The organism is Pseudomonas sp. 2024-210, from assembly GCF_045062345.1.
GTDB lineage: Bacteria > Pseudomonadota > Gammaproteobacteria > Pseudomonadales > Pseudomonadaceae > Aquipseudomonas.
In genome coordinates, this window is sequence record NZ_JBJGEJ010000002.1 from 166,036 (window position 1) to 181,321 (window position 15,286).

A 15,286-nucleotide genomic window follows, 5' to 3' on the forward strand; every position below is an offset into this window, starting at 1 on the left:
GCCCGCTAAACTCCGGCAAGCTTCGTCCCTCATGTCTCAACAAGGATTGCCTGTGTCGACTTCGCCCGACATGCCACTGCTGACTGCCCACATGGGCGATAGCCCTGCGCCACTTTACGCCCGTGTAAAGCAGATGATTACTCAGCAGATCCAGAGTGGAAACTGGCCCCCGCATTACCGTGTGCCCTCCGAAAGCGAGCTGGTCAGCCAGCTGGGCTTTAGCCGCATGACCATTAACCGGGCGCTGCGCGAAATGACCGCCGACGGCTTGCTGGTGCGCATGCAGGGGGTAGGCACCTTTGTGGCCGAGCCAAAAACCCAGTCCGCATTGTTTGAAGTGCACAACATCGCCGATGAAATTGCTGCACGCGGGCACCAGCACACCTGCAAGGTCATCAGCCTGGCTGAAGAAATGGCTGGCTCGCAGCGTGCTGCCGCGCTCGATATGCGCGAAGGGCAGAAGGTGTTTCATTCGTTGATCGTGCATTACGAAAACGGTGTAGCCGTACAAATCGAGGACCGTTTCGTCAACGCCCAAGTCGCGCCGGAGTACCTCAAGCAAGACTTCACCGTACAAACGCCCTATGCCTATTTATCTCAAGTCGCCCCCCTGACGGAAGGCGAGCATGTGGTCGAAGCTATTCTGGCTGACCCCGAAGAATGTGCATTGCTGCACATCGAGCCGGGGGAGCCCTGCTTGCTGATTCGTCGTCGTACCTGGTCAGGTCGTCAACCGGTTACCGCAGCCCGCTTGATTCACCCCGGTTCTCGTCATCGCCTCGAAGGGCGCTTCTGCAAATAAGAAGAGGGCACACGAGCCGCTACAAGCGGCATGCCCTTCAAAAAAACCGGTAGTCGCTGCCGAGGATTAGCGCGCCCCAACGTGTTACCGAGTGCCCCAGAACACGCCCCATCGCCCTTCCAGTAACACCCGTTGTCTATACCTTTCGCTTGAACCCAATCAAATTCACAACGCTCATTCACCTCTATTCACAGGCTTCAGACCGAGGTCTGAATAATTTGTTGGGCCGTTCGCTAGCGTTGGTCATTAACTTGCATATGCTTGTATGTACAAGTTCATAAGGGGGCGTTGAGACCTTTCCCATCCTGCTCATCTGCCCACCGCTGAGGAGTGCCCCGTGACTTCAAAGACCCCACCAGCGCCTGCCGATTTCACTCGCCACCGTGAAGGTGAAATACGCGCCGCCCGCGGCACCCGGCTCACGGCCAAAAGCTGGATGACCGAAGCCCCGCTGCGGATGTTGATGAATAACCTCGACCCGCAGGTGGCAGAGAACCCTACCGAACTGGTGGTGTATGGCGGTATTGGCCGGGCCGCGCGTAATTGGGAGTGCTACGACAAGATCGTCGAAAGCCTCACCCACCTCAACGATGACGAAACATTACTGGTGCAGTCGGGCAAGCCGGTGGGTGTGTTCAAAACCCATAGCAATGCGCCACGGGTCTTGATCGCCAACTCTAATCTGGTGCCGCATTGGGCCACGTGGGAGCACTTCAACGAACTCGACGCCAAAGGCCTGGCCATGTACGGCCAGATGACGGCGGGTAGCTGGATCTACATCGGCAGTCAGGGGATTGTGCAGGGCACGTACGAAACCTTCGTTGAGGCCGGTCGCCAGCATTACAACGGTAGCCTCAAAGGCAAGTGGGTGCTGACCGCGGGTCTAGGCGGCATGGGCGGTGCTCAGCCACTGGCGGCCACCTTGGCGGGGGCCTGCTCTCTGACGATTGAATGCCAACAAAGTCGCATCGATTTTCGCTTGGCCACGCGTTATGTCGATGAGCAAGCCATCGATCTGGATGACGCCTTGGCCCGCATCGCCCGGTACACCGGTGACGGAAAAGCTATTTCTATTGCCCTGTGTGGCAACGCCGCAGAGCTGTTACCCGAAATGGTCCGCCGTGGCGTGCACCCTGACATGGTCACTGACCAGACCAGCGCACACGACCCGCTCAATGGCTACCTGCCCAAAGGCTGGACGTGGGAGCAGTACCGCGCCCGTGCCGTAACCGATCCGGCTGGGGTGGTCAAAGCCGCCAAAGCGTCCATGGGCGAACACGTCCAAGCCATGCTTGCTTTTCAGAAGGCCGGTATTCCGACCTTCGACTACGGCAACAATATTCGCCAGATGGCTAAAGACGTAGGCGTCGAAAAGGCCTTCGACTTCCCCGGGTTTGTGCCGGCCTATATCCGGCCCTTGTTCTGCCGGGGTGTCGGCCCCTTCCGTTGGGTGGCGTTGTCGGGTGACGCCCAAGACATCTACAACACCGACGCCAAGGTTAAAGAACTGATTCCTGACGACGCTCACCTGCATAACTGGTTGGACATGGCCCGTGAGCGCATCAGCTTTCAGGGTTTACCGGCCCGTATCTGCTGGGTCGGGTTGGGCCAGCGGGCGATGTTGGGGCTGGCCTTCAATGAAATGGTGCGCAGCGGCGAGTTGAAAGCGCCGATCGTGATTGGTCGCGACCATCTGGACTCCGGTTCGGTGGCCAGCCCCAACCGTGAAACTGAATCGATGCAAGACGGCTCCGATGCGGTGTCCGACTGGCCGTTGCTGAACGCCTTGCTCAATACCGCCAGCGGCGCGACCTGGGTGTCCTTGCACCACGGCGGCGGTGTCGGCATGGGGTTCTCGCAGCATTCCGGCATGGTCATCGTCTGCGATGGCACGGATGAGGCGGCACAACGTATCGCCCGCGTACTGCACAACGACCCGGCCACCGGGGTGATGCGCCATGCCGATGCGGGTTATGACCTCGCCATCGACTGCGCCAACGAACAGGGCTTGCACCTGCCGATGATTAACGGCTGATAACGCGTTGAAATTTCGCCCATGCACGCCAAGGAGTTCACCGTGTTTGAGTTAAACCTGATCCCCGGCCAACTAAGCCTTGGCCAACTGCGCGCTATTTATCTGCAGCCCGTGACGTTGACTCTTGATGACAGCGCGAGTGCGCCGATTGAGGCCAGTGTGGCGTGCGTTGAGCATATTCTTGCCGAGCATCGCACCACTTACGGCATCAATACCGGTTTTGGTTTATTGGCTTCGACCAAAATCGCCAGCGAAGACCTGCAAAACCTTCAGCGCTCGCTGGTGCTTTCCCACGCTGCCGGTATTGGCGAGCCCATCAGCGACGATCTGGTGCGCTTGATTATGGTGCTCAAGGTCAACAGCCTGAGCCGAGGCTATTCGGGAGTTCGGCGTCAGGTCATCGACGCCTTGATCGCCCTGATCAATGCTCAGGTCTACCCGCATATCCCGCTAAAAGGTTCGGTCGGTGCCTCGGGTGATCTGGCGCCGTTGGCGCATATGTCGCTGGTGCTGCTGGGCGAGGGCAAAGCGCGCTACAACGGTCAGTGGCTGGATGCAGTCAGCGCCTTGAAACAAGCCGGTCTTGAGCCGCTGACACTGGCGGCCAAAGAAGGGTTGGCCTTGCTCAATGGCACTCAGGTGTCCACCGCTTATGCCTTGCGCGGCTTGTTTGAAGGCGAAGATGTGTTTGCGGCCGCCATGACCTGCGGCAGCCTGACTGTTGAAGCCGTACTGGGTTCGCGCTCACCGTTTGACCCGCGCATTCACGCCGCACGCGGCCAGCGCGGGCAAATGGATGCGGCGGCGATGTACCGGGATTTGTTGGGCGAGTGCAGCGAAGTGTCCTTGTCGCACAAAAATTGCGACAAGGTGCAAGACCCGTACTCCCTGCGCTGCCAGCCACAAGTGATGGGGGCGTGCCTGGCCCAGTTGCGCCATGGCGCCGAAGTGCTGGGAATTGAAGCCAACGCCGTGTCAGACAACCCGCTGGTGTTCGCCGAGCAGGGCGATGTGATCTCCGGCGGTAACTTCCACGCGGAGCCGGTCGCCATGGCGGCAGACACCATGGCGCTGGCGATTGCCGAAATCGGAGCGCTGAGCGAGCGACGCATCTCGTTGATGATGGACACGCACATGTCCCAATTGCCGCCCTTTCTGGTGGCCAATGGCGGCGTCAACTCCGGGTTCATGATTGCGCAGGTGACGGCGGCCGCGCTGGCCAGCGAGAACAAGGCATTGGCGCATCCGCACAGCGTTGACAGCATTCCAACGTCAGCCAATCAGGAAGACCACGTCTCGATGGCGCCGTCTGCGGGCAAGCGCTTGTGGGAAATGGCCGAAAACGTACGCGGCGTATTGGCTATTGAATGGTTGGCGGCGTGTCAGGGGCTGGATATGCGGGTAGGCCTGAAAACGTCACCCAAGCTCGAAATAGCCCGCACCACCTTGCGCAGCAAAGTCGCGCACTACGACAAAGACCGTTTTTTCGCACCGGACATTGAGATCGCCCTGCAACTGTTGGGCACGCGCTGTCTGAACAATCTGTTGCCGGCTGGCGTGTTGCCTAGTCTGTAGGTTTAAAGGCTGGCGTCTAAACAAGGATGGACTGGATGAAAACCCTGTGGCAGCACTGCAATGTCGCGACCATGGCTGATGGCACGTACTCGATTATCGAAGATGCGGCCATCGTAACGTACGAGGGGTTTATTGAGTGGATCGGTCCACGTGTGCACGTGCCAGAAGCCGTATATGCACACACCGAGGGGCTAGAAGGTGCCTGGGTGACGCCGGGGCTGATTGACTGTCACACCCACGCGGTATTTGGCGGCAACCGCAGTGACGAATTTGAGCAGCGTCTGCAAGGGATGAGTTATGCCGACATTGCCGCTGCTGGCGGAGGTATTGCCAGTACCGTACGGGCCACCCGCGCAGCCAGCGAAGATGAGTTATTCGACAGTGCCCGTCAGCGCTTGAGCAGTGTGTTGCGCGATGGCGTGACCAGTGTGGAGATCAAATCCGGTTATGGTTTGTGCCTTGAGAGTGAGCGCAAAATATTGCGGGTTATTCGTCGTTTGGGGGCGCAGTTGCCGATCACCGTTCGCAGCACGTGCCTGGCGGCCCATGCGTTACCCCCGGAGTACAAAGGTCGCGCGGACGATTACATCGAGCATATCTGCACTGAAATGTTGCCGACATTGGCGGCTGAAGGGCTGGTGGACGCGGTCGATGCGTTCTGCGAGCACTTGGCTTTTTCCCCTGCGCAGGTCGAACGCGTGTTCAAAGCGGCCACGCAATTGGGCTTGCCGGTCAAACTGCATGCCGAGCAGCTGTCGTCCTTGCACGGCTCCAGTTTGGCGGCGCGGTATCACGCGTTGTCGGCCGATCACTTGGAGTTTATGACCGAAGAAGATGCCATCGCCATGGCCCGGTCGGGCACCGTGGCGGTGCTGTTGCCAGGGGCTTTCTACTTTTTACGTGAAACGCAGCTGCCGCCGATTCAAGCATTGCGTAAACATGGGGTGAAAATCGCCCTCGCCAGCGACCTCAATCCGGGCACATCGCCTGCGCTGTCGTTAAGGCTGATGCTGAACATGGCCTGCACCCTGTTTCACATGACGCCAGAAGAAGCCTTGGCGGGTGTCACCCAACATGCCGCCATGGCGCTAGGCATGGGCGAGACTCACGGCTCGCTGGAGCCGGGCAAGGTGGCTGATTTTGTGGCTTGGAACATTGATCGCCCGGCTGACCTGGCCTATTGGCTGGGGGGTGATCTGGACAAACGCGTTGTGCGCAATGGTATTGAGCAGTAGGAGAAGCGTGTGGACAAGGTTCTGACGTTTAAACGAGGCCGTGTGCCCTTGCTGATCAGCATGCCCCACGCGGGCTTGAAGTTGACGCCTGCGGTCGAGGCCGGTTTGGAGGATGAAGCGCGCAGCTTGCCGGACACCGATTGGCATATGCCGCGGCTCTATGATTTTGCCGCAGAGCTGGGCGCCAGTACCCTGGCCGCCGACTATTCGCGCTTTGTAATTGACTTGAATCGTCCTGAAGACGATGCGCCGATGTACGCCGGTGCAACCACGGGCTTGTTTCCAGCCATCCTGTTTAGCGGCGCGCCAAGGTCAAAAGCCCCTCACCCTAACCCTCTCCCGGAGGGAGAGGGGACTGAACGGTGGGGGATGCTAGTTTTGTACCTATCAGCTCCACTTTCCTGAATAGGGAGAGGGGACTGAACGGTGGGGGATGCTAGTTTTGTACCTATCAGCTCCACTTTCCTGAATAGGGAGAGGGGACTGAACGGTGGGGGGTTCAAGTCTTGCACACATCAGCCCCCTCTCCCTCTGGGAGAGGGTTGGGGTGAGGGCCGGCCTGTGAACCCGCTCCAAAGCCCATCCCCCGACTAAGCGAATGCTCATTCCAACAATCGGGTTTATGATGCCAGACGGCAACATTTTCCAGCCTTCCCCATGGAGTGCGTAATGCATACCTTGTTCCCGCAGATCAAACCTTACGCCCGGCATGAACTGGCCGTTGACGGGCCGCACGTGCTGTACGTTGACGAAAGCGGTACACCCGACGGCTTGCCGGTTGTGTTTATCCACGGCGGGCCGGGGTCGGGCTGCGATGCCAACAGCCGTTGTTATTTCGATCCGGGCGTGTACCGCATTATCACGTTTGATCAGCGCGGGTGTGGACGCTCAACGCCTCACGCCAGCCTCGATCGCAATACCACTTGGGACCTTGTCGCTGACATGGAGCGGATTCGTCTGTTCCTGAATATCGATAAGTGGGTGTTATTTGGCGGGTCATGGGGTTCTACCTTGGCGCTGGCCTATGCACAAAGCCATGCAGATCGCGTTCACGGCCTGATTCTGCGCGGGATTTTTCTGGCCCGACCGCAAGAAATCGAATGGTTTTATCAAGCAGGTGCCAGCCGAATTTTCCCGGACTATTGGCAAGATTACATCGCGCCCATTCCCGAAGAAGAACGCCATGATTTGCTGAGCGCCTTTCATAAACGCCTCACCGGTAACGACCAGATTGCCCAGATGCACACCGCCAAGGCATGGTCGAGCTGGGAAGGCCGTGCCGCAACCTTGCGACCTAATCCCCAAGTGGTGGAACGCTTCTGTGATCCTCATCGGGCGCTGTCCATCGCCCGTATCGAATGCCATTACTTTGTGAACAATGCTTTTCTGGAGCCCAATCAGCTGTTGCGCGACATGCACAAGATTGCCCATCTGCCGGGCGTGATCGTGCATGGCCGTTACGACATGATCTGCCCGCTGGATAACGCCTGGGCGCTGCATCAAGCGTGGCCGGGCAGCGAACTGCAAGTGATTCGCGAGGCTGGGCACGTGGCCTCCGAGCCGGGTATCACCGATGCCTTGGTACGCGCCACCGAGGAAATGGCCCGCAGCCTGCTCAACTTGCAACCGGACGAAGCATGAAGGGGCTATTACAACGTGTGACGGGCGCACGGGTAGAAGTGGCAGGAGAGGTGGTCGGTTCCATTGATCAGGGTTTGCTGGTGCTGGTGGCCGTTGAACCCGGTGACACCCAAGCCAATGCCGCCAAGCTGTTGCACAAGTTGCTCAATTATCGGGTGTTCAGTGATGCCGACGGCAAAATGAACCTTTCTTTAAGTGACGTGGCCGGAGGATTGCTGCTCGTATCGCAGTTTACGTTGGCGGCCGACACCCAAAGTGGCTTGCGGCCGAGCTTCTCTACGGCAGCCCCACCAGCCCTGGCCGAAACCTTATTCAACCACCTGCTTAGCGAGGCCAAACGGCTTCATCCAGCGGTTGCCTCAGGACGTTTTGGCGCCGATATGCAGGTGCATTTGGTCAACGATGGGCCTGTTACATTTATGTTACAAACTTAAAACGTTAAAAAACCCTGTTTTAACGTGAAAACAGTCGTTTTTCACGTGAAATACTTGCTGACAGTAGATGCGTTGTCACGCGGGCTGCTAGATAATCCCACGTTACCAAGAGACTAATCCGACGCGCGAAAGGAATTATTTATTCCCTGAGGAGTCGGAACAGTGCTCGCCAACCCGGCATGTAGATCGCTGGCCGTTGGTTTCATCATCTGTTTTCGGCGAGGTTGCTCGTGATTGTTAGACCATTAAATGCACCAAAAATGTCTGCCAAGCGGTTACGCAACGCACTGGTGACGGGCTCAGCGCTTTTCTGCTTGCTCGGTGCGGGTCAACTGTGGGCCTTCAGTCTGGATGACGTGGCGGCTGAGGCGAAAAGCCTCGCTGAACAGAAGTACCAAGCACCGCGCAGCAATTTGCCCAAAGAGTTCCGCGACATGAAGTTCGCGGACTACCAAAAAATTCAGTTCAACCGCGACAAGGCCCAGTGGGTGGGCGACAAAACCCCGTTCAAGCTGTCCTTTTATCACCAGGGCATGCACTTCGACACGCCGGTGAAAATCAATGAAGTGACCGCCACCAAGGTTGAAGAGATCAAGTACGACGCCAGTCGTTTCGATTTCGGCGACGTCAAATTTGACCCTAAAGCCACTGAAAACCTGGGCTGGGCGGGTTTCCGCGTGCTGTATCCGATCAACAAGGCGGATAAGCAGGACGAAATCATGACCATGCTGGGCGCGAGTTACTTCCGCGTGGTGGGCAAAGGTCAAACCTATGGCCTTTCGGCCCGTGGCATGGCCATCGACACCGCATTGCCGTCGGGTGAAGAGTTTCCGCGCTTTACTGAGTTCTGGATCGAGAAGCCAAAGCCGGAAGACAAGCATCTGGTGATTTTCGCCCTGCTGGACTCGCCTCGTGCGACCGGTGCTTACCGCTTTACCCTGCGTCCGGGCGTGGACACCGTGGTGGACGTGAAGGCGCAAATGTTCCTGCGTGACAAAGTGGGCACGCTGGGTATCGCGCCGTTGACCAGCATGTACCTGTTCGGCGCCAACCAGCCGTCCAAAGTCCTCAACTACCGTCGCGAACTGCACGATTCTTCAGGTCTGGCCATTCATGCCGGCAACGGCGAGTGGATCTGGCGCCCGTTGAACAACCCGAAACACTTGTCGGTCAGCAACTTTGCCGTCGAAAACCCGCGTGGTTTCGGTTTGCTGCAACGTGACCGTGACTTCAGCAATTACGAAGACCTTGATGACCGCTACGACAAGCGCCCAAGCGCGTGGATCGAGCCTCAAGGTGATTGGGGTAAGGGCTCTGTTGATCTGGTAGAAATTCCAACCGCTGACGAAACCAACGACAACATCGTTGCCTTCTGGAGCCCGGACACCCTGCCTGAACCGCTCAAGCCGTTCGACTTCGCGTATCGCCTGCACTGGACGCTGGACGAAGCCGCTTTGCACCCGACTGACAGTGCTTGGGTTGAGCAAACCCTGCGCTCGACGGGCGACGTCAAACAATCCAACCTCATCCGCCAGCCGGACGGCAGCGTGGCTTACCTGATCGACTTCAAAGGCCCGTCGCTGAGCGCTTTGCCTGAAGACACAGCCGTGCGCAGTCAAGTCAGCGTGGGTGATAACGCTGAACTGGTTGAAAATAACGTGCGTTACAACCCTGAAACCAAGGGCTGGCGCTTGACCCTGCGGATGAAAATCAAAGACCCGAGCAAGGCCACGGAAATGCGTGCTGCGCTGGTTCAGGATGTCGAGCAGGCCCCTGCGGCCAAGCCGGCAGCGCCTGTGACCAAGGCCCAGAAAGCCGCAGCCAAGGCTCATGACAAGCAAGCCAAGGACGCCAAAGCCCCTGCGGCTGACGCAGCCCCCGCCACCCCGGAACCGGTGAAGACTGAAAAAGTCCTGACCGAGACCTGGAGCTACCAGTTGCCTGCCGATGAGTAATGTTCAAGCCCGGCCAGACTCGCTTGCCGAGTACCTGGCGCACTTGCCACTGAGCGAGGAGCAGCGCGCCGAACTGGCCGACTGCACCTCGTTCGATGAGCTGCATGCGCGCTTGTCGGCGCAAACCGACGTGCAAACTGCCGAGGCCGCACAGGCCTCGGTGGGCTCGCGTCTTAAACTGACCTCGGCGGCTGAACTCGAAGAAGCAGAAATGCTTGTGCTCGATGCCAGCGGTCGGGTGATGCTCAAGGCCACGCCGCCGATAAAACGCACCAAAGTGGTGCCTGAGCCGTGGCGTACCAATATTCTGGTACGCGGCTGGCGGCGTCTGACCGGCCGTAGCAATCCGCCCAAACCGGTCATCGACGAGCGCGTTCTGCCCAAGGCCCGCTGGCGTACGGTGGGTTCAATCCGTCGTTATATCCTGCTGGTCTTGATGCTGGGTCAAACCATCGTTGCTGGCTGGTACATGAAAGGCATCATGCCGTATCAGGGCTGGGCATTCGTGGATCTGAATGAAGTGCTGCACCAGCCGTTGATGCAAACAGCGGTGCAAGTGCTGCCTTATGCCTTGCAAACCAGTATTTTGATCCTGTTCGGGATTCTGTTCTGCTGGGTGTCGGCGGGTTTCTGGACGGCCTTGATGGGCTTCCTTGAGCTGCTCACAGGGCACGACAAATACCGCATTTCCGGCGCCAGCGCGGGCAATGAACCGATCCCTGAACAAGCACGCACTGCGTTGGTCATGCCGATCTGTAACGAAGACGTGACCCGCGTATTCGCTGGTTTGCGGGCAACGTACGAATCGGTCGCGGCCTCGGGCGATCTGGATCGCTTCGACTTCTTTGTGCTCAGCGACAGCAACGACCCGGACATTTGTGTCGCCGAGCAACAGGCCTGGCTGGATGTTTGCCGCGAAACAGAAGGCTTCGGCCGGATCTTCTATCGCCGTCGTCGTCGCCGTGTGAAACGCAAAAGTGGCAACCTGGACGACTTCTGCCGTCGCTGGGGTGGCGATTACAAATACATGGTGGTGCTCGACGCGGACAGCGTGATGAGCGGGGAATGCTTGACCAGCCTGGTGCGCTTGATGGAAGCCACGCCAGATGCCGGCATCATTCAGACCGCGCCACGTGCGTCGGGCATGGACACCTTGTATGCACGTATGCAGCAGTTTGCGACGCGGGTATACGGGCCGCTGTTTACCGCCGGTCTGCACTTCTGGCAGCTGGGTGAATCCCACTATTGGGGCCACAACGCCATCATCCGCATGAAACCGTTTATCGAGCATTGCGCCTTGGCGCCGTTGCCAGGTAAAGGGGCGTTTGCGGGCGCGATCCTGTCCCATGACTTTGTTGAAGCGGCGTTGATGCGCCGTGCCGGTTGGGGTGTGTGGATTGCCTATGACCTGCCGGGCAGCTATGAAGAACTGCCGCCAAACCTGCTGGACGAACTCAAGCGTGACCGCCGCTGGTGCCACGGTAACTTGATGAACTTCCGCCTGTTCCTGGTCAAAGGCATGCACCCGGTGCATCGTGCGGTATTCCTGACGGGTGTAATGTCGTATCTGTCAGCGCCGTTATGGTTCTTCTTCCTGCTGCTGTCGACGGCCTTGCTGGCGGTCAATACGCTGATGGAACCGCAGTACTTTATGGAGCCGCGTCAGCTGTATCCGTTGTGGCCACAATGGCACCCGGAGAAAGCGGTTGCGCTGTTCTCGACCACTATCGTCCTGTTGTTCCTGCCCAAATTGCTCAGCATCATTTTGATCTGGGCCAAGGGCGCCAAAGAGTTTGGTGGCAAGTTCAAGGTCACGCTGTCGATGGTGCTTGAAATGCTCTTCTCGATGCTGTTGGCACCGGTGCGCATGATCTTCCACACCCGTTTTGTACTGGCCGCGTTCCTCGGCTGGGCAGCGACCTGGAACTCACCGCAACGAGATGACGACTCCACACCGTGGAGCGAAGCGGTACGTCGTCATGGCCCGCAGACTCTGCTGGGTGCCGTGTGGGCAGCGTTGGTGCTGTGGTTGAACCCGAGCTTCTTGTGGTGGCTGGTGCCGATTGTCGGTTCGCTGATGCTGTCGATCCCGGTGTCGGTGATCTCTAGCCGAGTCAAACTGGGCCTGAAGGCGCGTGACGAGAAACTGTTCCTGATTCCTGAGGAATACGCTCCGCCGCGTGAATTGTCAGCGACGGCTGAGTACACCCTCGAGAACCGCTACCACGCGTTGCATGACGGTTTTGTTCGGGCCGTGGTTGATCCGCAACAGAACGCATTGGCCTGCGCCCTGGCGACTTCGCGTCACCGTGAAGCCGAGCCGATTGAGTGGCTGCGCACCGAGCGTGTTCGTCACGCGCTTAAGGTAGGCCCGACTGCGCTCAGCAACAATGAGCGCATGGCGTTGCTCAGCGACCCTGTCGCCTTGGCGCGCCTGCACGCCTTGGTGTGGAACGAAGCACATGAAGACTGGCTCAGTGCCTGGCGTGAGTCGGTGACAGCCGACGCTCACGCGCCTTTATTGCCGTTGCAACCTGCGGCTTGAGTAAAATTTCGCCCGCTCTGAACGGAGCGGGCGAAACACGCTCATTTTCGTAGCAGTTGCCGCAGGCGACGTCCGATGGCGAAGCTGTCGCAACATCAGAGAGTGCGGTGTGTCAGTCAAATCGAGCGATGAGTGTTTACGATCGCTTCGCAATCGGACGCAGCCTTCGTCAGCTGCTACGGTGCTCCCCCCTACATCCCCCCGCTTGTCGCGCTTTTATCGCTCAAAACTCGTCTCGTTACCCTCCAGTGGGGTAGGATCCGTCTCCGAACAGGTGAGTGCCCGGTTTTATGGCTTATTGCCCAGGCCAACACCTTTAATTGAGTCGTGTGAGGGGAGTGAGGATGAAGGCGTTTCTATCGAAACTGTTGGTCGGGGTCACGGCCGTATTAGCGTTCAGTGCAGCTCATGCTGGCGCCATTGATGACGCCGTTAAACGCGGCACGCTCAAAGTGGGCATGGACCCGACTTACATGCCGTTCGAGATGACCAACAAGCGCGGTCAAATCATTGGTTTCGAAGTTGACCTACTCAAAGCCATGGCCAAATCCATGGGCGTCAAGCTGGAGCTGGTGTCCACTGGTTATGACGGCATCATCCCGGCGTTGATGACCAATAAGTTCGACATGATCGGCAGCGGCATGACCCTGACGCAGGAGCGCAACCTGCGCCTGAACTTCAGCGAACCCTTCATTGTTGTGGGTCAAACCCTGTTAGTGCGCAAGGAACTGGCTGACAAGATCAAGTCCTACAAAGACCTCAACGACCCGCAATACCGCCTGACTTCTAAAATAGGCACCACGGGCGAAATGGTTGCCCGCAAGCTGATGTCCAAAGCCCAGTACCACGGCTACGACAATGAGCCTGAAGGCGTACTGGACGTGGTTAACGGCAAGGCTGATGCCTTTGTCTACGACGCGCCTTACAACGTTGTTGCCGTGAACAAGTTCGGTAATGACAAGCTGGTGTTTCTCGACAAGCCTTTCACCTACGAACCTTTGGCCTTTGGTCTGAAGAAAGGCGATTACGACAGCATTAACTTCATCAACAACTTCCTGCACCAGATCCACGAAGACGGCACCTACGATCGCATCCATGACAAGTGGTTCAAAGACACCGCCTGGCTCAAAGACATGGAATAAGCGTGGTTCCCTGTAGCCGCTGCCGCAGGCTGCGATAAGGCCCGAAGGGGCTTCAAGATTTCAGGGCTGCTCTGCAGCCATCGCAGCCTTCGGCAGCGGCTACAAAAAAGCTGACCGCGCTGCCCTCTACGGAAATAGTTAAGTGATCAAACAGAAAAAAGCCCAATGGCCCTGGCACGTATTGACCGTGCTGGTGCTCATCGGCCTGGCCGGTGCGCTCTATTACGCCACCTCGCTGATGTCTTATGAATGGCGCTGGAACCGTGTTCCGCAATACTTCGCCTATCAGGCAGAAGAAGCCCAGCGGGCAGCTGAAACCTCCACCGTTATCGAGCTGGTGCGCAAAGGCGATACCGCCGAAGTCGTGCTGCGCGGCGATGATGGTAAAGAACAACGGCTCACCGTTGCCGACAACAGCCTGCAACTGGCTGAAGGCGACGACGTTGAAGAAGGTGAAGTGGTCGGCGTGACCCGTCATTGGGCGGCCGGGCCATTATTGTTAGGGCTGTGGACTACCGTCTGGCTATCGCTGGTATCCGGTGTATTGGGTTTGATTATCGGGCTGGCCACGGGGCTGTGCCGGTTGTCGAATAACCCGACCCTGCGTGACCTGTCGACGCTGTATGTCGAACTGGTACGCGGCACACCGCTGCTGGTACAGATTTTCATCTTCTATTTCTTTATCGGTACGGTGCTCAACCTGTCCCGCGAATTTGCCGGGATTGCCGCGCTGTCGCTGTTTACCGGGGCCTACGTGGCCGAGATCGTGCGTTCGGGCGTGCAGTCCATCGCCCGTGGGCAAAATGAAGCGGCGCGCTCGCTGGGGCTTAATGCCAGCCAGTCGATGCGTTACGTGGTGTTGCCGCAAGCCTTCAAGCGCGTGCTGCCACCGCTGGCCGGGCAATTTATCAGCTTGGTCAAAGACACCTCGCTGGTGTCGGTGATTGCCATTACCGAGCTGCTCAAAAGCGGTCGTGAAGTTATCACCACCTCGTTTTCGCCGTTCGAAATTCTGTTCTGCGTCGCGGGCCTGTACCTGTTGATCAACCTGCCGCTGTCGCATTTGGCCAGCCGGCTTGAGCGGAGGCTCGCGCAAAGTGATTGAAGTTCGCGAACTGGTAAAAATCTACGATACCCGCGGACAGATCGTTCGTGCGGTGGACAACGTCAGTACCTCGGTCGCCAAAGGCGAAGTACTGGTGGTGATCGGGCCATCCGGCTCTGGTAAATCGACCTTTCTGCGTTGCCTCAACGGGCTGGAAGAGTTCGACTCGGGTTCGGTCAGCATCGGCGGCCTGGACCTGGCCGACCCGAAAACGGACGTCAATGCCTATCGACGTGAAGTCGGCATGGTGTTTCAGCATTTCAACCTGTTCCCGCACATGACCGTGCTGGAAAACCTTTGCCTGGCGCAAAAAGTGGTGCGCAAGCGCGGCAAGGTCGAGCGTGAGGCCAAGGCTCGCGAGCTGCTGGAAAAGGTGGGCATCGGGCAAAAGGCCAATGAGTTTCCGTCACGCCTTTCGGGCGGTCAGCAGCAACGTGTCGCCATTGCCCGTGCATTGGCAATGGACCCCAAGGTGATGTTGTTCGACGAGCCGACCTCGGCGCTGGACCCGGAGATGGTCGGCGAAGTGTTGGACGTGATGAAAACCCTGGCTCGCGAAGGCATGACCATGGTCTGCGTGACCCATGAAATGGGCTTTGCCCGAGAAGTGGCGAACCGCGTGTTGTTCTTTGATCACGGTAAGTTGCTGGAAGACGCTTCGCCGGAAGCGTTCTTTGCCTCGCCCAAAGACCTGCGCGCTCAGGCGTTTTTGCGGCAGGTGCTTTAAAGGTGAGATGCAAGCTGTCAGCTGTCAGCTGTCAGCTGTCAGCTGTCAGCTGTCAGCTACAAGCTACAAGCTACAAGCTGCAAGCTGCAA

General features: G+C 58.1%; 11 protein-coding genes and 1 pseudogene. All 12 read left to right on the forward strand.

Annotated elements, in window-relative coordinates; translation table 11 throughout:
- Positions 1 to 70 precede the first annotated feature (70 nt).
- The gene (gene hutC, locus ACI7MX_RS03435) at positions 71 to 802 is read left to right on the forward strand and encodes a histidine utilization repressor (protein ID WP_405585339.1); all 732 of its coding nucleotides are present in this window, start codon (positions 71 to 73) and stop codon (positions 800 to 802) included.
- 337 nt (positions 803 to 1,139) lie between these two features.
- Positions 1,140 to 2,837, forward strand: a complete 1,698-nt coding sequence (gene hutU, locus ACI7MX_RS03440; protein ID WP_405584902.1) for a urocanate hydratase — start codon at positions 1,140 to 1,142, stop codon at positions 2,835 to 2,837.
- Positions 2,838 to 2,858: 21 nt separating this feature from the next.
- Positions 2,859 to 4,412 (forward strand): histidine ammonia-lyase, encoded by a 1,554-nt coding sequence (hutH, locus tag ACI7MX_RS03445; protein ID WP_405584905.1) that lies wholly within the window; start codon positions 2,859 to 2,861, stop codon positions 4,410 to 4,412.
- A 35-nt stretch (positions 4,413 to 4,447) separates the two neighbouring features.
- On the forward strand, positions 4,448 to 5,647 hold the full coding sequence (gene hutI / locus ACI7MX_RS03450) for an imidazolonepropionase (protein ID WP_405584908.1): 1,200 nt from the start codon (positions 4,448 to 4,450) through the stop codon (positions 5,645 to 5,647).
- Positions 5,648 to 5,656: 9 nt separating this feature from the next.
- Positions 5,657 to 5,992, forward strand: a pseudogene (locus ACI7MX_RS03455) (N-formylglutamate amidohydrolase); the annotation flags it as partial.
- 324 nt (positions 5,993 to 6,316) lie between these two features.
- On the forward strand, positions 6,317 to 7,288 hold the full coding sequence (gene pip, locus ACI7MX_RS03460; protein ID WP_405584911.1) for a prolyl aminopeptidase: 972 nt from the start codon (positions 6,317 to 6,319) through the stop codon (positions 7,286 to 7,288).
- A complete protein-coding gene (dtd, locus tag ACI7MX_RS03465) occupies positions 7,285 to 7,722 on the forward strand; it encodes a D-aminoacyl-tRNA deacylase (protein ID WP_314488496.1) in 438 nt (145 codons plus the stop codon). Before pip ends, dtd begins: the two co-directional genes overlap by 4 nt.
- Before the next feature lie 230 nt (positions 7,723 to 7,952).
- Positions 7,953 to 9,677: a glucan biosynthesis protein G gene (locus tag ACI7MX_RS03470; RefSeq protein WP_314488499.1), complete on the forward strand. Its 1,725-nt coding sequence runs from the start codon at positions 7,953 to 7,955 to the stop codon at positions 9,675 to 9,677.
- A complete protein-coding gene (gene mdoH, locus ACI7MX_RS03475) occupies positions 9,670 to 12,222 on the forward strand; it encodes a glucans biosynthesis glucosyltransferase MdoH (RefSeq protein WP_314488501.1) in 2,553 nt (850 codons plus the stop codon). Before ACI7MX_RS03470 ends, mdoH begins: the two co-directional genes overlap by 8 nt.
- Before the next feature lie 344 nt (positions 12,223 to 12,566).
- Positions 12,567 to 13,364, forward strand: coding sequence for a transporter substrate-binding domain-containing protein (locus ACI7MX_RS03480; protein WP_314488504.1), 798 nt, complete (start codon positions 12,567 to 12,569; stop codon positions 13,362 to 13,364).
- 145 nt (positions 13,365 to 13,509) lie between these two features.
- Positions 13,510 to 14,469, forward strand: coding sequence for an amino acid ABC transporter permease (locus ACI7MX_RS03485; RefSeq protein WP_405585342.1), 960 nt, complete (start codon positions 13,510 to 13,512; stop codon positions 14,467 to 14,469).
- Positions 14,462 to 15,196, forward strand: a complete 735-nt coding sequence (locus tag ACI7MX_RS03490; protein ID WP_314488509.1) for an amino acid ABC transporter ATP-binding protein — start codon at positions 14,462 to 14,464, stop codon at positions 15,194 to 15,196. The genes ACI7MX_RS03485 and ACI7MX_RS03490 overlap by 8 nt, the downstream gene beginning before the upstream one ends.
- Positions 15,197 to 15,286: the final 90 nt, after the last annotated feature.